15 protein-coding genes and 1 riboswitch are annotated in these 20547 nt (G+C 45.2%); all 15 genes read right to left on the reverse strand.

Going from position 1 to position 20547, the window contains the following annotated elements:
* Window positions 1-49: 49 nt before the first annotated feature.
* Complete coding sequence (locus DOZ58_RS09635; RefSeq protein WP_111888087.1) at window positions 50-934, reverse strand: GHMP kinase; 885 nt, start codon at window positions 932-934, stop codon at window positions 50-52.
* Window positions 931-2298, reverse strand: coding sequence for a cobyrinate a,c-diamide synthase (locus DOZ58_RS09640; protein ID WP_242988464.1), 1368 nt, complete (start codon window positions 2296-2298; stop codon window positions 931-933). Before DOZ58_RS09640 ends, DOZ58_RS09635 begins: the two co-directional genes overlap by 4 nt.
* Before the next feature lie 212 nt (window positions 2299-2510).
* Window positions 2511-3788 (reverse strand): heme ABC transporter ATP-binding protein, encoded by a 1278-nt coding sequence (locus DOZ58_RS09645; protein WP_111888088.1) that lies wholly within the window; start codon window positions 3786-3788, stop codon window positions 2511-2513.
* Window position 3789: 1 nt separating this feature from the next.
* Entirely contained in the window at window positions 3790-4821 is a 1032-nt protein-coding gene (locus DOZ58_RS09650) for an iron ABC transporter permease (RefSeq protein ID WP_111888089.1), read from the reverse strand.
* 114 nt (window positions 4822-4935) lie between these two features.
* Complete coding sequence (locus tag DOZ58_RS09655; protein ID WP_242988465.1) at window positions 4936-5892, reverse strand: ABC transporter substrate-binding protein; 957 nt, start codon at window positions 5890-5892, stop codon at window positions 4936-4938.
* 104 nt (window positions 5893-5996) lie between these two features.
* Window positions 5997-6187: riboswitch (cobalamin riboswitch) on the reverse strand.
* 72 nt (window positions 6188-6259) lie between these two features.
* Window positions 6260-7090 (reverse strand): leucine-rich repeat domain-containing protein, encoded by an 831-nt coding sequence (locus DOZ58_RS09660; protein WP_111888090.1) that lies wholly within the window; start codon window positions 7088-7090, stop codon window positions 6260-6262.
* A gap of 39 nt (window positions 7091-7129) precedes the next feature.
* Window positions 7130-8002 carry a leucine-rich repeat domain-containing protein gene (locus tag DOZ58_RS09665; protein ID WP_111888091.1) on the reverse strand — a complete coding sequence of 291 codons (873 nt, stop codon included), beginning with the start codon at window positions 8000-8002 and terminating at the stop codon, window positions 7130-7132.
* A gap of 87 nt (window positions 8003-8089) precedes the next feature.
* Window positions 8090-8878: an ECF transporter S component gene (locus DOZ58_RS18915; RefSeq protein WP_111888092.1), complete on the reverse strand. Its 789-nt coding sequence runs from the start codon at window positions 8876-8878 to the stop codon at window positions 8090-8092.
* Window positions 8857-10551: an ABC transporter ATP-binding protein gene (locus DOZ58_RS09675; RefSeq protein WP_111888093.1), complete on the reverse strand. Its 1695-nt coding sequence runs from the start codon at window positions 10549-10551 to the stop codon at window positions 8857-8859. The genes DOZ58_RS18915 and DOZ58_RS09675 overlap by 22 nt, the downstream gene beginning before the upstream one ends.
* 94 nt (window positions 10552-10645) lie before the next feature.
* Entirely contained in the window at window positions 10646-11596 is a 951-nt protein-coding gene (locus DOZ58_RS09680) for an energy-coupling factor transporter transmembrane component T (protein ID WP_111888094.1), read from the reverse strand.
* A gap of 130 nt (window positions 11597-11726) precedes the next feature.
* Window positions 11727-12827, reverse strand: coding sequence for a DUF4430 domain-containing protein (locus DOZ58_RS09685; protein WP_111888095.1), 1101 nt, complete (start codon window positions 12825-12827; stop codon window positions 11727-11729).
* 80 nt (window positions 12828-12907) lie between these two features.
* Window positions 12908-13855: an ECF transporter S component gene (locus DOZ58_RS09690; RefSeq protein ID WP_111888096.1), complete on the reverse strand. Its 948-nt coding sequence runs from the start codon at window positions 13853-13855 to the stop codon at window positions 12908-12910.
* A complete protein-coding gene (locus tag DOZ58_RS09695; RefSeq protein ID WP_111888097.1) occupies window positions 13852-17661 on the reverse strand; it encodes an Ig-like domain-containing protein in 3810 nt (1269 codons plus the stop codon). Before DOZ58_RS09695 ends, DOZ58_RS09690 begins: the two co-directional genes overlap by 4 nt.
* 95 nt (window positions 17662-17756) lie before the next feature.
* Entirely contained in the window at window positions 17757-19010 is a 1254-nt protein-coding gene (locus DOZ58_RS09700) for a DUF4430 domain-containing protein (RefSeq protein ID WP_242988466.1), read from the reverse strand.
* Between the two features lie 562 nt (window positions 19011-19572).
* A complete protein-coding gene (locus DOZ58_RS09705) occupies window positions 19573-20547 on the reverse strand; it encodes a TIM barrel protein (RefSeq protein ID WP_111888098.1) in 975 nt (324 codons plus the stop codon).

Consider the following 20547-nt stretch of genomic DNA (forward strand, 5'->3'; position numbering starts at 1 on the left):
TCTCACTTTCTTAAGTCGATTTATTTCTTTATTATTCAAAGCTCTATGATCACACCTCTTCGGTGGTTATTTTTATTCCGCCCGGGATCAGGCGGTTTTGGTAGATTTCGGCATAGGCCGATTCGGGAACAACCTGCTTGAATGCATTTAGAAACTCAGCTTCTTGAAAATCACCATTGTCATACATGACGCCAATCACTGTGCCGCTATGACCGATGACGGTTCCCAGACCACCAAAATCCCGAGATAGGCCAATCAAATCATCGAGATAATTCTTTTTTAAGCGTTTCTGGTTAAGAATAGCGCTTTTAGTACAGGCCGCGCCAATCTCCTTGAGGCTTTCGGTGCGAACCCCTTTTTCAAATTGAGTGACAATTTCGACAAAGATGGCTAAGTCGTCTGAGGAATAATCATCCTGACTTTCATTAAAGGTCATCGTATCAATGCCACCGTTAAAATCAATGATTAGGATATCTGCTTCCACGGTGCCATCAAATTCCTTTAGTACCGAGCCACTGAGATGATTAAAAAGGTTTAAGCGCTCAAACATCAGATTGTCTGATGGCTCAATACCGGTGCAAAGCGAACCGATCTCCTTTGGGATCAGATCCAGACCAAAATAAGCACAAAGCCCGGCAGCCATTCCGGCAATATCGGCAGTGCTGCTGGCCATTCCCTTTTCCACGGGAATATCACTAACCATGGAAAAATGCAAATGTTTTTTTTCCAGCTCTGGAATCGCAAAGCGCCGAAAAACCGCTTCGACCTGTTTTCTGGTTTTGGGCTTTAACACCTCAAGATTCCCCGGGCCTTCAGCAATCGTAATCCGGGAATAGCGGTCAATCGGGCTGGATACCAGACAGGGACTGCCATCATACCAGCCCTGAATATATTCGCCACAGGTGCCCGGGGTTTCGACCTTAACCCGCCTCATGCCTGCCCCGCTTTGTGCTCCAGAACGACATTTAGGAGACTGCTTAAAAACATCGGGTTGCTGTAAAAATGAATATGCGGATAACCAGCCAGGACATTTTTCTGGCGGTACCCACAGGTCCAGGTTTTCCCTTTTTTGGTGATTACATAGGCCGTCGGCAAGACTTCATCACTAGAAACCAGGCTGTGATGAAATTCATGTCCGCGAACCGCAATGCTTTTTCCACCAAGATAGGCCGAAATATCAACATATCCAAACCGCTGCAACCGTTTGGTCATTGTGGAATCGGCATCGAAAAATCCCACCGCCGGATTCGTTTCACCGCTGTTTAGAGTCATCGAATTGGTCAGATACATAAGCCCCCCGCACTCCGCATAACAGGGCAATCCGGCTTCCAGCTTATCCTTGATATCAGCAATCATCAACGTGTTGGCGGCCAGCTCGGCGCCGAATATTTCCGGAAAGCCACCACCGATATATAAACCATCGAGATGCTCTGGGAGACGCGCATCATTTAAGGGACTGAAAGTAACCACTTCCACTCCGGCGTTTGCCAGGGCTTTAAAATTGTCATCATAGTAAAAATTAAAGGCCCGATCTTTGGGAACGCCAATCCGCAACCCCTGATATTTATCGGCATAAGCTAAAAAGGGATCGATAAAAGCACTCACCGGTTGGTCATGCTTGCTAATTTCCCATAATTTATCCAGATCAATATAGGCTTCGGCCAACGCTCCGGCCTTGTCCACCTTTTCCCTGAAATCAGCAATCTCTTCCACCGGTACCAGCCCGAGGTGACGACTGTCCATGACAATGTCCGGATTATTAGGAAAATAACCCAGGCAGGTCACATCATTATAGGCTTCAATCATTTCTTTTAACAACAGGTAATGAGACTTTGATGAAATGCGATTGATGATGACCCCCACAATATTCGCTTCGGGGTCAAAATCGACATAACCCTTTACCAGTGCTGCGGCGCTCTTAGCCATGCCCCGGCCATCAATGATCAAAATCACCGGTGCGCCAATGGTTTTGGCCAGATAGGCACTGCTGCCCACCTCCGACTCCAGACTATGGCCGTCATAGAGACCCATGACCCCTTCAGCAATCCCCAGACCATTTTCTTCGTCCAGCCGTCTAAAAAAGAGCCCCCTGATGATTTCCTCGTCCAGCATCCAGGTGTCCAGATTAATGGAAGGTTCACCAGTAACAAAGCGATGAAACATCGGATCAATATAATCCGGACCGGTTTTAAAAGGCTTTACCCGGAGACCCCGCTTTTTAAAGGCCGCCATGATGCCCATGGTAACCGTTGTTTTGCCAACATTGCTGCTGGTTCCCGCCAGCATAAAATAATTCATATTTCTGTCTCCTTTTTTTAATGACTTGTATCACACGCTTATATTGTTATTAAAATTGCTCTATACGTTGAATTAAAGAATTTTGCAAATTGAACCGGTAATTGTGCAGTATGCGGGCGATTAATAATCGCCCCTACATTAAATATTTAATCCGACTCATATATTAAAAACTTCACCGCACAGCGGCTGCTTCCAGCCAACCATTTGCGAAGCTATTTTTCATTAATCAGGGTCCGTTCTTTGATCATTTTTATAAACTCCTGATGACTATTCATTTCGTTGACCGTTTTCTTCTTTTTGATAAGCTCAAGCTGTTTAACCAGCTCGCCTTCGGTAAAATCGTTGTTCAGACAATTTCGATGGAAATAAAGCTCACCCCGCAGGTTTTCCAAACCCATCAGGTTATTAATATTACCATGACCAAAAGGCAGATCCGAAATCAAAATCAGGTCACTTTCTGCCATCACCGCCAGGTTTTCTTCCTGCTTTTCCCTGCTGATGGCGGTAAAAGGACTTTCTTCAACCATCGGAATCCCCAGCACATCACAGATGGTCCAGTCATCACTGCCCTGGTTGACCACTCCGGCTGTGACCTGATGGCCCATGGCCTCCAGTTCTTCTAACACCTGAGAAGCCTGATTGCCTCCACAGATCACGTGAATTTTCAAACTGCGATAGTTTTCCGATTCCTTAATCACCCGCAGTGGGATAATCTCCGGTTTACAAAAAAGCTTATTCTCCTGAATAAACATTTTCATTTCATAGACTTTTTTGAGATTGGCTTCGGTGATTACTTCTTTCGGTGTTCCGTCGATGATGACCCGGCCGTCTTTCATTAAAATAAGCCGGTTGCAATATCGGGCCGCCAGATTGATGTCGTGAAGCACTGCCACCACGGTCATCGATTTTTTTAAATTCAGGTTGCGGATCAGCTCCATCACTTCAATCTGATGGTGGATATCCAAAGCCGAGGTGGGTTCATCCAGAAGAATGATATCCGGTTCCTGAGCGATGGCCCGGGCAATAATCACTCGTTGCTTTTCGCCACCGCTAAGATTATTATAAAACCGTTTTCTAAAATTTAAGGTCTTGGTAGCCCGCATGGCCTCGGTTACAATATTATAATCATTCTGAGTTTCTCTGGTGCGATAACTCAGATAGGGGTTTCGCCCCATCAGAACGATGTCCTCCACGGTAAAATCGTAGTCGATATCAAAAGACTGGGGCACCACGGCGATCATCTGGGCCCGTTCCCGTTGGGTATAGTTAGTATTGTTCTTTTCTTCCAGGGTAATCACCCCGGATTTAATCGGCAGCAGTCCGGACAAGCATTTTAACAGGGTTGACTTGCCGGTGCCGTTAGGACCAATCAGCCCGACAAACTCGCCCTGGCAGATGGTCGCGCTAAATCCCTGTAGGATATCTTTTTCGCCATAACCGGATACCACATCCTTGAAATCGAGCATGATTCTTGGCATTAACCGTTCCATCTCAGAGCCCCCCTTTTTTTCTTTTGCGGAGCAGATAAACAAAGAAAGGACCGCCAAAGGCGGCGGTGATTACACCCACCGGAATTTCCTGAGAGGTCACCGACCGGGCCAGGGTGTCGCAAAGAATGAGAAAAGCACCGCCAAAGAGCACTGAAAAGGGTACCAATGTGCGGTGTTTGGGACCGGTGATCATGCGGACAATATGGGGCACAATCAGCCCAACAAATCCGATAATCCCCGTGGCCGCAACCACTGCTGCCGTTATAAGGGATGAGGAAAAGAGGATTTTCTTCTTAAGCGCCTCGGTATCAACGCCCAATTGAGTGGCCGTTTCTTCGCCCAGCAGCATAATATCCAGCTCTCTGACGGAGGTTAACATGATGACGCAGCCAATCACTACATAGGGCAATACAATCAGGACCTGATCCCAACCCTTACCATTTAAACTTCCCATCACCCAAAAAATAATTTGCGTCATGCTATCATTATTAAAGATCATCAGTAATGACATAAAGGCTCCCAGTGATTGGCCAATGGCGATGCCACTGAGTAAAAGCGTGGCCACCGGCACCTTACGACCGACCCGGGAAATATTATAAACCAACAGGATGGTTAAAAAAGAACCGCCAAAAGCCAGGATAGCAACCCCATTGGATCCTAAAAAATTACTGGAGAAATTCATCACAATACCAATCGAGGCACCCAATGCCGCCCCGGAGGATACCCCTAAAATGTAGGGGTCGGCCATCGGATTTTTAAAGATTCCCTGATAGGCAGCCCCGCACAGTGCCAAAGCACCACCGGTCAGAAAAGCGAGAATGACCCGGGGTAGGCGAACATTCCAGATAATCGCCGTTGCGCCCTCATTGATATTTTCCATCCCCAGATTAATATGAAAGATCTGATTTAACAGAATTTTATTGGTATCCCCAAACGAAATGGTCGTAATCCCCGTAAGGGTGCACAGATAAATCGTGCCGATGCAGATTGCAATCGACAATGGCAACGCGTATTTTTTCAGTTTTTTTTTCATGCTGACTCCATTTTCTCCATTTAATCTGTTCACTCCTGAATTCTCTCTTCTTCATCTGATAAAATTCAGGGGCGAACAGATTTCACCCCTACCAATTTTGGTTTAACAGACACTTTATTTTGCAAATATTTCCGGATAAATATCCTTAGCCAACAATGCCAGCCCCTGTACAATCCGGGGGCCCGGTCGTTGAATTAAATCGCTTTCCGGGGTTAAAAATTCGTAATATGCGATCTCGTTATTTTTAATCGCGGTAACCTTGTCAAAGCCGGGCGTCGCCTTTACCTGTTCTGGTGTGTTGTAAAGGGAAATATACACATCCGGATTGCTCGCAATAATTTGTTCAGTACTAAGCTGAGGCCATGGCGTAGCTGCATCAGCAGCGATATTTTTGGCATTAAGATCAATAAGCATTGCATCCATCATCGAGTTAGGACCAGCACTGAAGAAGTCACCCACATCAATAAAGACTGATTTCTGGGTTTTAGCGGTTTTGGCCCGATCAACGATCACCTGACGATCCGTCATCATTTTTTTAACCACATCCCCAGCCGCATCATTAGCGTTTGCCACTTCACCCGCAATCACAATATCTTTCATAACCCCATCTATACTGATCGGACTAAAGAGGATGACCTTTGCACCCGTGGCTTCCAGTTGTTTTCTGACATCATCGGAAACAAAATCTGAAGCCAGTACTAAATCGGGTGACAGAGCAATGATTTTTTCCACATTGGGCGCATTGTAGTCACCGATGCTCGGCACGGTTAGCGCCTGTTCGGGATAATTATCATACTCGGTGCGACCCACCACCTGATCCCCTACACCAATGGCGAATAAAATCTCGGTTGCAGCGGGAGACAGTGAGACAATTTTCTGGGGTTCTTTTTCAATCTTGACGGCGTTTCCAAGATCATCGGTTATTGTCACCGGATAGGTGGTAGCACCGCTTTTGGGTGAGACGCCGGAACCATCTGCGGATGACTCGCCACTCTGGCAGCCGGTAAAGGATACCATCAGCGCTAATACGGTAAAAATCACCAACAACCTTCTCATACTTTTCTTTTTCATTTTCTTCCTTCTTTTTCTTTATTTTTTTGCTTTTTTCGCAAAAATAAATCCAGCTTCCTGTGGAGGCTGGATACTAAACAAAAGGTTTAATTCTTTTCTTCCCACCGAAGAATTTCTATGATTATGAGTGTCCTGACTCTTGCTTCATCCTCAGTTCTCCCTTCCCATCGGTTAGACAGTGGATTAAAAACGTCGTCAGCAATTACAGTAGCGGGGGCTGTAGGGGTCTTACACCCCTTTCCTCATCACTTTCCTATTATATTAGTGGAAGTGTATCATAGAACGGGAAATTTTTCAATTGAATATTTTAGCGAGCTTCATCCCAAGCCAAGCATTTGATCGTCTAAATTCTAGTTATTGAAGTCCTTTATTTTTTCGCAACATTATTTACGTATTCTGTTCGAAACTCCTGGGATTGGCAATAGTGATCCACCCGGGAACCCTTTATGCAGCGAATTATGGTATCATTTTTATTAATAATCCATTCGCCGATTTCATCAATATTATGAAGAATAGTCAGATATTTAAGCCGCGAGCAGCCATGAAAAGTCCATTTTCCCAGCCGCTTGACACTACCGGGAATGAACACCTCGGTCAGGTTTTTACACCTAAAAAAAGCACTCTCTTCAATTTCTGTCACGCCCTCTGGGATCATCAGTTTTCCTTCCAGTCCGGAAAAATAGAATGCTTCTTTGCCAATAAAGGTCAGATTTTCTGGGAATACCACGCTTTTCATATTCTTGGTCCGATAAAAGGTGCGTCGTTCAATCCGGCTGACCCCATTGGGGATCGCAATGGTTTTTAATTCCCGACAGGATTCGAAGGCACTTTCTCCAATACCGGTTAAGCAACTACTTGGCGAAAGTGTGATCTGAGTCAGGGCCAGACAATTTTTAAACGTTCTCGGCGGAATTGACCGAATGCCATTCGGGATTTCGATCATCAACAAATTGGTGCAGCCCATCCACGCTGCTTCCCCAATTTCTTTGAGCGTTACTGGAACATGAAGGGTTTTCAGGGCCGTACAACCTTTAAAGGCATTTTTATCAATTCGAATCAAACCTTCCGGTAAGGTCAATTTTTTTAAACTCATCTTATTTTCAAATGCACCAAAACCAATCGCATCATAGTTTTCGTTGATGACAATTTTTTCCTGTTTATAAATTCTCACCTGATTCTTTCCCAATGTCCTGATCATCCCGCCTGCTCCTCATCATTATTTATACAAACACCGTTATTATAAATACTCCGTCTGATACTCGTAATTTTGACAATACTGATCGACCCGAGATCCCTTTTTACAGAATATTCTAACACTTTTTCGATTGAAAAGCCATTCACCCAAATATTCCGGGTCACTACGGAAAGTTACTTTTACCAGTTTTGGACAGCCATGAAAGGCCCATTTCCCGATGTGCTTTACACTTTTGGGGATTTCAATTTCCTCAAGAACTTTACATTTCAGAAAGGCACTTTCTTCAATTGACTCCAACTGGTCATTGAGCTCAATTGATAATAGTCCACAATTGTAAAATGCTTCTCTACCGATGCTTTTTAAATTCATCGGCAACTTCACCGCTTGCAAATTCTTGCATCCACAAAAAGCTCTGAAATTGATCGCTTCCACTTTTTCCGGTATAGAAATTCCAGCTAATGCCTCACATTCCAGAAAGGCACTCTCCCCAATGTACTCAATATTGTCATGCAAAACAAGATCATTCAAAGACCGGCACTTCTTAAAGGTCTTTTCTTCGATCCGCCTGACCTGCCAGGGGATATCGATAGTTCTTAGTCGCAGACAATCGTAAAAGGCACCCTTGCCAATGCGCCAGATTTGTTTTGATAGTTCAATCCGATTTAACATGGTGCAACCCCGGAAGGCTTCATTGCCGATAATTTTGACGCTGTTTGACAAAACTACCCGCCGCACCTTTGTGATTCCTTTAAAGGCACCCGTGCCAATCTCCCTAAAGGGTTCCGTGACCTCCATCTGTTTGTTTTTTATACTTTTCGCATCGCTGCAATCAAAGAGACCCTCTTGTTTTACTCTCTGATTCACATGCCATACCTGGGTTTGCCGCGTTTCTACTGCTTTACTATACTCTTCCATTTCGTCATTTCTCCATCTCAGCATCCGCTGTCATCATCAAAAGAAACTCTCCCTGTCACTTTTGATCTTTTTTCACTAAAACAAAATCTATTTTGGATCAATCAGACCATATTTTTTCTTGATCCGTTCCAATTTTTCAATCATCGGGTTAGCTGCAACAAATAAGAAAAACACAGTGGCACTGGCATGAATCAAATCAAAGGGTGCCCCAGTGATATAAGTGGCTAAAATCGTTTTCCAGTTAATAATGCTGGACCACATCAGCAAGGATGCCATATTCATAATTCCGCCATAGATAAAAAAGGTTGCCAGAAAGCCATACAGACAGAGCTGACCCTTGCTTTTTTTCATGGCACCCTTCTTTACCAGAATGCCCGCCAGAAAACCAATAATACCGAAGGCAAACATCTGCCAGGGGGTCCAGGGGCCTTGACCAAAAAAGAAGTTGGACACAAAACAAACCATGGCTCCCACCAGAAAGCCGGATTCGGCACCAAAACAAACCCCGGCAATGATGACAATGGCCACCACCGGTTTAAACTGTGGCAACATGAAAAAGGCGGCCCGTCCAGCGACACCGATAGCCGCCAGCACGGCGATGATAATCAGCTCTCGAGCCTGGGGCTTACGTCCTTCAAACACCATCAAAAAAGGGATGCAGGTATAGATAATAATAAACAGGCTGATAAAATAATATTTACGATCTTCCATAAAATAAATACCAAACCAGATCGTCAGAGGAATCATCATCAGAATCATCATCAGGGCGGCCCATGTCCGTTTGCTCAGCCTTCTTTTGCTCAGATTTTTTTTGCCAGGTGGTTCGACCTGTTCTTCAACCTCATCTCGGTCATCTAGAAATTCATCTGACAACATGTAATCACATCCTTTACTGTAATTGCATTTTCAAAGATATGCCGGGACATCCGGTTTGCTGAGGTGGTATAAAAACTGTTGCCCGAAAAAAAAGCCCGCGGTGAATTACTGGTGACAATACTGCCATCAAAAAACAAGCCGCAAACATCCCCGAACAAGGCACAAAATTCAATGTCATGGGAAACCATAATAATGGTCACCCCCTGTTTTTGAAGTGCTCTCAAAATCTCGCCCAGTTCCCGCTTAAAGTGGTTATCCAGGCCTTTTGTTGGTTCATCGAGCAATAGAATCTGCGGTTCCAGTAGCATGATCTTGGCCAGGGCCAGCCGTTGCTGTTCGCCGCCGCTGAGGTCGTAAGGGTGCTGATCCAACAAATGTTCAAGATGCATCAGTTTAACAAACTTATCCACCATTGTTTTTTGGTTCTGATCGCAGTCAGAGGTGCTACCTTTTATCGCTCTGGTTCCGCCAATCATTTCATATAAATCCCGTTCCACCGTCTTTTTAACAAACAGACTTTGGGGGCTTTGTGGCAGTACCCCCAACATGCCATGAAACAATTCTTTATCGGTTAGCTTTCTGACATCTCGGCCATTAAGTAGCACCTTGCCCCGATACGGTTTGTTGATCCCCGAAATCAGCGATAGTGAGGTTGTTTTCCCGGTGCCATTTCCGCCTACCAGACAGTAAAACTCGCCTTTTCGAACCCGCAGTGATAAGTCTTTAACCACATCCGGCAAGTTCTTATCATAGCGAAACCAAACCTCTTTAAGCTCCACGACCGGGTCACTTAATGCTGGCTCCGGGGTTTCCAGCGGCATGACTGTTTTTAGACCCGGATTATTGCAAAACAGTTCGCTCATCCACTTGCGGCCTTCTCTCACCGTAATCGGGCATTCCAGATCCGATTCCACCTCGGCAAAAATCTGCATCGGGGCCGGCATCGATAAAAACATATCGTGACCAAGGGTCCGTAGTTTTTTTCCGATTTGGCGGGGGGTTCCCGTGGCGATGATTTCGCCTTCATCCATGACCACCACCTGATCGGCAACCGGGAGAACATCCTCCAGACGATGTTCGGTCATAATAATGGTGGTTCCCAGTTCGCGGTTGATTTTTTTAACCGTTTCCAGAAAATCCGAAGCTGCAATAGGATCAAGCTGAGAGGTTGGTTCATCCAGAATCAGCACCGCGGGATGCATGGCCATAATCGAGGCCAGATTCAGTAGCTGCTTTTGTCCCCCGGACAATTCCACGACATTGCGTTTAAACCAGCCCTGGATGCCAAAGTAGGAGGCCATTTCAGCGACTCGCAGACGAATGGTCGGGGTATCATAGCCCAGGCTTTCAAGACCAAAGGCCAGTTCATGCCAGACCTTATCAGTGACAATCTGATTTTCCGGGCTTTGCAGCACGTAGCCAATTTCCTGACTCTGGGTTCTTAAATCGGCTTCTTCCAGGGGTTTTTCCCGATACAGGATTTCTCCGGTGCGTGTCCCATAAGGGGTCAGGACCGACTTAAAATGCCGGAGCAGGGTGCTTTTACCACAGCCACTTTTGCCGCACAGCACCACAAAATCCCCCTCCTCAATGGCTAGATTCATATTTTTCAGGGCCGGTTTATTCATCTCCGGGTAGGTAAAGCTCAGGTTGTTTATTCTTAATACTGTCATCCTTTAATTGATTGATTGATAAAAATCATCAATGCCTCCTTCTTAAAGATCTACTGTAAAGATCAACGTCATTCACGTTCTTATTTTTGTGTGTTTATGGTGCTTCCACACTCACCTGCATTTCCATATGGAACTCTTTTTCCGGTATCACCGCCTTCATTTTTTCCCATCTCAGGTAAGACAGACCGTCTACTGCCACTGGCATCAAACAAAAGGCTCCAAAAATGAAATAAGTAAAAAAACTAAAAAAGGTGACCGGGTTAATGCCACTTATAACAATAGCGGGATTATATTGAACAAAGGTGTTACCCATCGATACCCCGACAATAAACAACAGCAGCAAGCCCAGCATCATTGCCAGCATTCCCTTATCCCGTTTATCAAAACGATAGAGGGAAAAGGCCGTTCTACCGCTTAGCCCATAGCCTCTCGCCTTCATGCTGTCCGCGGTTTCAATGGCATTTTCCAGCGCCCAGGTGACCATAATCGAGAGAATGGTTACCCCATGTCTGGCCCGCATTAAGATATTACCGTTGGTAATATCCCGACCAATGCATTTCTGTCCATTACTGATCACCTTAAGCTGAGCCTTGAATTTTGGTACAAACCGCAAAACCATGGAAAAAATCAGCGACAGTGCCGGGATGATTCGCCCAAACAGATAGATAAACTTGTCCGATGTCATAATAATGTTATAACAGGAAAACCAGATTATCACCTGGACCAGCATCACCGACATCACAATGCCATAAATGATGGATTCCAAGGTGATGGGATTGCCATTTTTCAAGTAAAACAAGATGGTTACCCCAGCATGATTAAAGAGCGGGTTAATCAGCGCTACAATAATTAACATTGGCAGCATAAATAAGAAATTAAATTTCAGCACCTTCTGCCAGCCTTGAAGCACCATAGAATAGATGATTGCCGATATAAGCGACACGCCCAAAATCACCGGGTGATTAAAAAACACACTGATGGTCAGGACGACTACAAAATAGAAAAAATTTATGATCGGATGATAGGTCGAAAAAGCATCTTCCATTGACACCCTCCTTAATGATTTGTTGATAAACAATTACGAAACAAAAAACATTGAGCGGCCATTGCTTTGCGCCAAAGCGGGCGCAAAGCTGATAGCTCCTACTTAACTGACAAGATTCACTTCTTAAATCCTACCACATGCTATTATCCCCAACATCTCTGCCCAGATCGCAGGTGTAAACCCAGTTAATGACATCACCCTGTTTGACGGCGTATTGACTGCACCCGTAATTGGGGAACCAACCATTGACATTATACATCCATCCGGAACGCTCCCCACCGTCAAACTCATAAAGCTGGTTGATACCCTCAACATAAGCGGAGTTATAAGCCGGTGTAAAACTGGATTCCATGTGAATACCATTGTCCCGACAGACCCGTTGAAGCACATCGTGAACCGATTCTCCCGCGTTAAAGCTCACTTCCGAGGGGTAAAGAATCCAGCCGTTGGCCGGAACAAAGGCACCCTTTCCTGAAGGCAATCGGTCCATATGATCGAGCAGGGTCGAACAATTAATTGAAAGGGTACAGACATTGCCAGCCGAACTGCTACTGCTTGAACCATCCGCTGCTGCCATACCGTCTCCTGTTGTTCCTGATTCACCTGAACTGGCATTCTGGATCGGTGCAATGGTTTTGCCAGCCACAACATAATAATCATCTCCAGTCTCAATGACCTTAAAGGATAAGCGAGTCGTAGCTGATTGGGGATCAAAGGTGGCATTACTCATCTTAGCAACGCTTCCGGCATTGACTTTACACAGCGCAGCACTGTCTGCGTCCCATTTTTCCGCAAGGGTGATGGTTAAGGTTGGAACGGTAATCAGCCCGTTACTCCCAGCTATTTTCATCCCAATGCCATAGGGCGCATTTCCGGCCCCTGCTTTAATTCGATTAAGGGTGTCACCCTGGGTGCTAAATTCAATTTTCAAGTTCTGATCAACCGGGTTTTTGATATCCTTACCACTAAACGACCAAACGTAATTGATGCCATTTTCCCCGGTGCCCGAAAAAGTTACCGTTCGATCCTGACCGGCGATGGAGCGAAACTGGGCCGCAGTAATTACGCCATCCTCCGGGATCGCAGTATCATCTGCTAATTCCACGACATCCTGTGACTCCGCATCACTGGATAATGCTGCATTAATATTGCTGCACCCCAAGGTTGTTACTGCCATTAAAATAAACATAAGCAGTAGCAACAGCCACCTCTTTTGCAAACCTTCCTTCATGTTCTTCTCCTCAACAATTCTTCCTGACTCATTTTAGTCATTTTCTATGCCATCAACAAACAACGTCGTACCGGCAATTGTTATTGATACAGACCGAATTTTATTTTTACCCGCTCCAGCTTCTCGACCATCACCGGACCCAACATCGCCCCAAAAAACGCCGTCCCCAGCGCGTGAACCGCATCATAGGGTACACCGGAAATATATAAAAGCTTCATGGAGCTCCAATCCATGGCCATTCCGGAACCAGAAACACCGACTGACATCACCAATGCAGCGATGTTCATGATTCCCCCATAAATGATGAAGGTCGTCAGAAAACCAAAGACCCCGATGGTTAGCCGATCGACAGGTAGCCGCTTGTGCTGAATCAGAATGCCAATTAAAAGACCAATAGCGCCATATCCATAAAGCTGCCACCCCATAAAGGTCCCGCCTACATTGAGAAACAGGTGCATCAGCAGGCCAATTAGAATTGCGAAAAGCACACCCATAACCGGACCCAAAACGATTTTAAAATCGCTTTCCTTTTTAACAAATTCCAGGTCTTTATTAAAGCAGAGCCCCGCTAAAAATCCCAATAAGCCCCAGCAAAACATCTGCCAGGGGGTCCAGGGTCCCTGACCGGCAAACATATTTACCACCAGCCGGGCCATGGCCCCGGTTAGAAATCCCTGTTCCGGACCCAGACAAATTCCAGCAATGATAATCAGTGCACCGCCAGCCTGGAACGGGGTAATCATAAAAAAGGCCAGATTCCCACAGGCAGCAATGGCGGCCATTGCTGCAATCAACACCAGTTCCCGAGCTTCCGGCTTTCTATTTTCAAAAGACAAGCCAAACGGAATAAAGCTGTAAAAAATAATCAGCAAACTAATAAATAAGTATTTCCGATCCCCCAAATAGGTAATCCCCACCCAGATAGTCAGGGGGATCAGGATAAAAACTAATAGTGATGAAATCAGGGTGCGATTCTTAAAAAGCCGTGTCCATGGCGAATTTTTAATTTTGTTATCAACCGTATTCATGCCCGTTTCATTCTCTTTTTCTTAACCAGATACATGGTTGCTCCCACAATACCGGTCAGTAGAATCACAACACCGCCAAAAATCATCGGACCATTGATTTGATCAATGATCATGGCCCCAGAATTTTCCGCCTCAGCAGTTTTTGCGTTTGGAGTATAGGTACCATCAAACGACCAGGGTGTAAAATTCTCAGCAGACGTTCCACCCTTTGAAGCAGCCGTCGCCGTCGTGCCGGTAGCAGATCCGGCGGCCGTTGTTCCACCACTCGCTTTTGCAACCGTACCACTTCCGCCTGATTTTGTAGTACCAAAACTCTGTTCATATTCTTTTTTTATATCATCGAGGCTTTTTTCTTTGTCAATGACTGGGTTAAAGCCATCGGTAATCCCAAAAATCCAGGGTTTCCCACTTTTTAAGCGATTATAGGAAATCATCGCTTGCATGGCCTGATAAGAAGCCATCCCATTGAGCGTGCCGGGTTCGCCGCCACCGTTGCCGGTACCGCCGGCTTTTATATGCATAAAGCCGCCTCCGTCGACATAATAGTTCATCAAATCGGATAAGATCCAATGATCACCCTTGATAAAACGGGGATCAGCGGCGGGATCAATGCCCAGCGAGGTCAATGCTAGAATGACCTGGGATGTGCTCTCAGAGGTTTCCGGTGCACCAAAGGTGCCATAACTGCCGTTGCTATTCTGAAGTTCAGCCAAGGTGTTCACGGCCCGGTCAACGACTGGTTTAACATCTTCCCGATCTTTATATTTCGCCAACGACTGAAGCGTCATCGCCGTCACATCCGTATCCGGAGCCGCATCAGCACTGTCTGAATACAGTGAAAAGCCACCCCGGACCCCGGCACTGGTTACCACTTCCCGATCCAGAATGGTTTGAATCAGAAGTTCCCGGGTGGTTTGCACACCCGTTGTATTGAGCGGTATCTCGTAATTATTTGAATCCAACGCAATCAGTGCCCAAACATAGGCCATCATGCCACCCCGCTTAATCTGGGTAAAATTGGACAGTTTACTCAGCAGATTATAACCACCAACATCGGTAGGATCTTTGCCAATGGCAGTTAAAGCCAAAATGGTTTTTGAATAGTCGGTATTGGTCCGATCACCGGAAATTGATCCGCCCCCTTCGTTTAACTCCTTTACCACATTACTGTAGAACAGTTCATAATAGCCTTCCGGCACCGCATACCCCCCTCTGGCAAAGCAGACGGTTTCCCAGAGACCGCTTTGAATGGTCGGATTTGCCGCTGCTATTAGCATATAATCCGATGTTTTCTCCAGCGCTTTGGTGATTTCCGGTTCCAACGGATTAATCTGTTCGGTATTGATCGTTGTTTGCAAGGTTTTAAGGGAAGTTCTATCCACGATAATTCCCAGCAGTGAAGGATTGACGCTTTTGAATTCAATTCGATTTTCTAAAAGTGTATACTGGTCTTTGTCAATCACTGTAACGGTTCCATCTTTTTGCTGGGTAACAATGCTTAACTGATCATAAGCCAGAACATCGTTACTCACCGATAATGATATGGTTAATCGCTCATCTGAAGTAGGCATATAGTCCAGGTTGTAGTTTGTCATATCTTTTAAGGATATGGTGTATAAATTTAATAATTGGGTTGATTCCGAACTAATTTTTTCGTTTTTCAGCAGCTCGATAAATTTGCTATAGGCTATCTGTGTAACCTTAACCTGATCCACCTGTTGACTGACATACCAGGGCGTATCAACAACAATATCGCCGCCTGCCTTATTTTGTGCTTTCACTCGTTTCTGAAGCCCCAGAATTTTATCTTTCACGCTGGTGTCCAGGAGTCTCTGCTGACTTTCTGCTAAACAGTCATATGCTTTTCCCAGTTCTAAGAATGTTAAAAACTGATAAGAACCAATCGTTAACGTCTGCTCATCAATGTCTGAAGTCGCAAGCTGGATCTGCTTAACAATCTCTAGTTCCGCCGTATTTAAGATCTCACTATTTTCAACCAGCCCCTGCTGGTCGGTATTTAATGCTTCATAATCTTTGCGGGCAGCGGATACCTGTTTAACATCAGCCAGCGTTAATGCTTGAGGTAAGTCTGCAATGGTTGCCATGACGATTCTTGCAGCATTCTGATTGTTTTTTTTGATCAGCTTGATCATTTTTTCGCAGGCCGTCAGTTTATCAAGTGCTTCTTTGGGAACAAGACTTTGTTGCTCAGCGGTTAATCCACTGACAAAATCAGCTCTCGCCGATACCACTGCCGCTTCGTTTATTAGCTTAGTCTGATCGGGCTCTGGGAGCAGATTAATGGCGGCAATCACCTGATTTGCCAGCGCCTGATTTACCTCCAGTTCAGCCATCCGATTGAGCAAAGCCGTCAGCTTCTCGATTGCCGAAACACTCACCAGCCGCTTGGTATTTTCGGGACTAACCTCGTACTCGGCTTTGATCGCTTCCAGCATCGGCTTATCCGAAAGCACCAACGCTTTAATTTTTGGTAAAGCGTTTATTTTTGCCGTGATGCCATCCGCCAATTCCCGCGGCGTGGCCACCGTCACCTCACACTTCGCGGTGTGGCCACCGGCTGTTTGGGCAGTAATCGTTGCCGTTCCCTTGCCAGTTGCCGTAACCAAACCCGATGTGGATACCTCCACAACTCCAGTATCCGAACTTAACCATCGCACCTCTTTTGCGTCCGTTGTGCTCTCCGGCGTATAAAAGACACTCAACTGATGGATTCCCGCCGTCTCCAGGGCCAATCCATTTAAACTAAGCTTAATACCGGTCATCGGGATGGCTCTTACATCGACCAAACAGGTCGCGCTTAAATCGCCACTTTGTGTTGTTGCCAAAACCGTTGTCAGACCTGGCCCCATCCCGGTAACCACACCATTATCATCAACCATCGCCACGTCCGGATTAGCGGACTGCCAGTTCACTACTTTGCCAAGGGTCGCGTTTTCCGGATAAACCGTCACCTTTAGTTCATAGGTTTGAGCCACATTCATTTCCAGATTTCCAACCGATAGCGTGATTGACTCAGCGGGAATTGGCTGTAGCGTTTTTAATTGATCTGTCACCGCATCGACGGCCCCCTGTGAGGCCTGTAAGTTCTTCGCTATACTCATGGCCTGATCATAGGCATCACTAAAAGCCGCATCGGTCATAAACTGATTAAAATACGGGCTGTTCCGTACTTGAGCTAAGGCTTCTAAAAGTGGGTCTTTGTCCGCCACAAAGATAGCTGGTACGTTTCCAGAAAGAGTCTGCCCCAGATCGGCACCGTTTCCCCATAATGAAAACTGCACCCGGATAACATCGCCAGGATTCGGAACATAGCCTGCCATTTCGCTGCCGATCAGTTGATTGTTAATCGTGCACATCCACGCCGACATGGAGTTGTAATCGCGTTCTCCGAGTTGTCCAGGGGACAAAAGTCCAACTTCATTTAAGCTAGCCTGGGTTGGCGATACCTCATTATTTTCGTTAACTCCCATTGCCGAAATAACAGTAGGTACCGAATCGCCTGAAGACTGCGCTCCAACCACCGCATAAAGCCGATCACCTTGCCAGATCATCTGGTTTCCGACCACCCGATCCAGGATACTGCCAAGACTTTCACCGCTGCCAACGGTTACCTTAGTCGGTGCTAAAACAAACCCATCCATTAGCGTCAGTTTTTCCACCGTTACCGTCACGCTACTCTGCTGTGGCTTAACCTCTCCGACTGCTAATACCATCGCGTTGGATGTGAGCAACAGTGTTACACTTAACACAAAGGAGCTGACTTTTTTTATTAAATTGTGTTTCATTTTTTCACATCACTTTCATCTCAACGCAATCATTGATTAACTTCTATCCTGACAACTCCAGCCCGCTTAAGCATCATTTACTTCTGTTGGCTTGATTAGTTATTGGTAACAAAAGGTCTTTCCGTTGAGCCCGGTGCTGCTTCGCCAGCGGGTACAACCACAATCCGAATGCCTTCCAACCGGTAGCCAAAGCCCGCGGTTCCGGCACTTTCACCATTTTTAGCCCAATCCAGCCAGCCAAAATTCTGGGCATGAACCTGGTAATATACATCAAACTGCCCGGCATCTGCCCCTGTCAGATCAATGTCAATCCCTTCTAGTCGCAGGCCCCGTCCCTTGGTGCCACTCATTACACCATCAGCTTTCCAATCGTTTTCCCAACCGATGTTCTCGATATGGGTTTTATACCGAATGCCTAAATCATGGCCTTCAGTTCCACTGAGTTTAACTTCAATCCCTTCCAGTCGTAAGCCCCGACCGGAGGTTCCACTCATCACCCCATCTGTTTTCCAGATTTCTTCCCAACCAACGTTTTGAATATGGGTATGATAGGTGGCACTGACGGGCTCAGTTACCACGGGAATAGCGGCTTTTAGTTCATTATATAATTCACGCGCTTGTTTTGTCGTTGCTTCAAAATTCATCATCATTTTGTAGGCCTGATCATACAATGTTTTAAACTGAGTATCCTGTAGATACTGACTTTTTTTGCTGCTGGAGTTAATCTCTGCCAGCAGTTTTGTCAGATCGCTTTTGTCCGTTTGATTAATGGGTGCCATTCCGCCCATAAAATCCTGACCTAAATCGGCACCGTAACCCCAGAGGGTGAATTGCAACCGAAAAACATCGCCATTAGCTGGCGTATACCCGTCCAGTCCATAACCGGGAAAAACATTGTTAACCGAATACATCCATCCGGACATGGGGCTGTAATCTTTCTCTGATAGCCGATCCGGGTAAGTCAGACCTTCGGCCAGGGCCGTTTCTGTTGTTGGTGCGTCGCCAAAATCCTGATGGGATTCCATTTTAGAGATACTGGCGGGTACATTGAGTTCTCCAGTCTGAGCACCGTAAATGCCAACCAGATAATTACTTTTCCATACAATTTTATCGCTTCCTAAAAAACGGTTTAACACTGTTATTCCGGTATCCCCAGTATAAATAGGGATTTGCACCGGTTCGACATAATAACCTTCGCCCAAGGAAAATTTTTCCACCGAAATACTGATGGTTCCGGTCTGTGCCTCTTCCTGAACCGGCACATTCTCTTCGGCTTGCACCGGTCCTGAAAAAAGCAGGACGGTCATCATTAATCCCAGCATCAACATCTTCTTCATTAACTTCTTCATCTTCTCCCTCACTTCATTAATCAAAATTTTTTTACATTTTCCAAACAATTACAAAAAAAGAGCTCCCGTCTCAATCAAAAAATGACTGACGACAGAAGCTCCAGAATATGCTGTAGAACTTTGTTTGGCATGTATCCTCAAGTGCGAAGGATTATACCGGTTAATAAAGAATAGGTTCCCGACTCATGCCCAAAGGCAATTACGGTAGCGCATCTGTTCAGGACTTTCACCTGGATTCCCCTAAGATAATTTGATCGATAAATCTGATCACCTTATCAAGCCTAATAGAATTGACTGAGATCAAACTCACCATTCCCGGCATTCTTTATAACAATTATTAAGTTGTCAAAATAATCTTATTCAAAATCTTTTTACTTCGTATTTTGAATAACGAAACTCCAATTAAATTCCAGTCAGTAATTAACCGCATTTAATAGATCAATTAAATATTAACACCAGGAATCTGAAATTGCAACCGTTTTTTAGTTTTTATTGCCATTAATTAGTACCATTTAACAAAAAACTATTTATTATTCTCTTTTCAGTAATTATTCTGCTCTGGTCAAATACATCCCATAGCCTGATTTTGAATCGCCATGTAGGCATCCAGACTTTCATAATCTTTGGCCAACAACTCATACACGATATATTCAGGCGTCACCGACTCAATAATATTTTTAACCAGTGGATGATCAAAAGGCACATGCCAGTCAATTTTTTTAATATGTCCCACCGTTTTAAGATAGCGTTCAAACTGATCTTCAGTTGCCAGGATTTCTTGATACTGTGTACGATGATCTGATAACAGATAGTCTCCTGGTAATGACAGATTCACATGTACGCCCTTGATCCAGTCTTTTAAGCTACCCAGCTTCTCAATGCAATCCAATATGTATTCGGCACCTTCTTGAGCTGTTTTTAGCTTGGGGTTTGTGATCATCAAATGACTGAGATCCAGCATGATGCCTTTATTTTCATAGTTGATCTGATCCAGAAACCGCTGGGCTTTGTCCCTATCTAAGAGGGTTAACCCCGGCCACCATAGATTTTCGAACAGCAGCAGTACATCACTATTGGTATCAAAAGCCCGGTTGACCAGATCCACAGTTGCATCCAGTACCTCATCATCGGTGTAATCAAAAGCCCCGGTAAATGAATGCTCCGTGGTTACGTGGGAAACGTGATAGACCATATACTCCACCTCAAATTCCCGGGCTCGCTGATATTCCTGCCGAAAGGCCTCCACCAGAATGTCAGGATGGGTACCGCCATAATATTGACGAACCCCCTTCATCCCACCAAACATCTCCGACACCTTTGCCATATCATTTTGATAAAATTCCAGCCAGGTGGGAAAATATTTCAAGTGAAGTCCTTTTAATATCTGTCGTGGTAGCGTATCCAGATAATCTTCTTCATAACAAATCAACTCCACACCATCCAGTTGGTGTTTTTCTAAAAAACTCTGCACATTCTTCCAGTCGCCTTCAAATTTTTCCAGATCGCCGGAGTAATTTGAAATATTCATCAGAATCAT

The sequence above is a fragment of the Acetobacterium sp. KB-1 genome (genome assembly GCF_003260995.1).
Taxonomy (GTDB): Bacteria; Bacillota; Clostridia; order Eubacteriales; family Eubacteriaceae; genus Acetobacterium; species Acetobacterium carbinolicum.

Coding starts and splice junctions, on each gene's coding strand:
- DOZ58_RS09660 (WP_111888090.1), bottom strand. CDS start 7,090: ATGATCAGGACATTGGGAAAGAATCAGGTGAGAATTTATAAACAGGAA.
- DOZ58_RS09640 (WP_242988464.1), bottom strand. CDS start 2,298: ATGAATTATTTTATGCTGGCGGGAACCAGCAGCAATGTTGGCAAAACA.
- DOZ58_RS09705 (WP_111888098.1), bottom strand. CDS start 20,547: ATGATTCTGATGAATATTTCAAATTACTCCGGCGATCTGGAAAAATTT.
- DOZ58_RS09655 (WP_242988465.1), bottom strand. CDS start 5,892: ATGAAAAAGAAAAGTATGAGAAGGTTGTTGGTGATTTTTACCGTATTA.
- DOZ58_RS09635 (WP_111888087.1), bottom strand. CDS start 934: ATGAGGCGGGTTAAGGTCGAAACCCCGGGCACCTGTGGCGAATATATT.
- DOZ58_RS18915 (WP_111888092.1), bottom strand. CDS start 8,878: ATGTTGTCAGATGAATTTCTAGATGACCGAGATGAGGTTGAAGAACAG.
- DOZ58_RS09695 (WP_111888097.1), bottom strand. CDS start 17,661: ATGAAACACAATTTAATAAAAAAAGTCAGCTCCTTTGTGTTAAGTGTA.
- DOZ58_RS09650 (WP_111888089.1), bottom strand. CDS start 4,821: ATGAAAAAAAAACTGAAAAAATACGCGTTGCCATTGTCGATTGCAATC.
- DOZ58_RS09675 (WP_111888093.1), bottom strand. CDS start 10,551: ATGACAGTATTAAGAATAAACAACCTGAGCTTTACCTACCCGGAGATG.
- DOZ58_RS09685 (WP_111888095.1), bottom strand. CDS start 12,827: ATGAAGGAAGGTTTGCAAAAGAGGTGGCTGTTGCTACTGCTTATGTTT.
- DOZ58_RS09665 (WP_111888091.1), bottom strand. CDS start 8,002: ATGGAAGAGTATAGTAAAGCAGTAGAAACGCGGCAAACCCAGGTATGG.
- DOZ58_RS09690 (WP_111888096.1), bottom strand. CDS start 13,855: ATGAATACGGTTGATAACAAAATTAAAAATTCGCCATGGACACGGCTT.
- DOZ58_RS09700 (WP_242988466.1), bottom strand. CDS start 19,010: ATGAAGAAGTTAATGAAGAAGATGTTGATGCTGGGATTAATGATGACC.
- DOZ58_RS09645 (WP_111888088.1), bottom strand. CDS start 3,788: ATGGAACGGTTAATGCCAAGAATCATGCTCGATTTCAAGGATGTGGTA.
- DOZ58_RS09680 (WP_111888094.1), bottom strand. CDS start 11,596: ATGGAAGATGCTTTTTCGACCTATCATCCGATCATAAATTTTTTCTAT.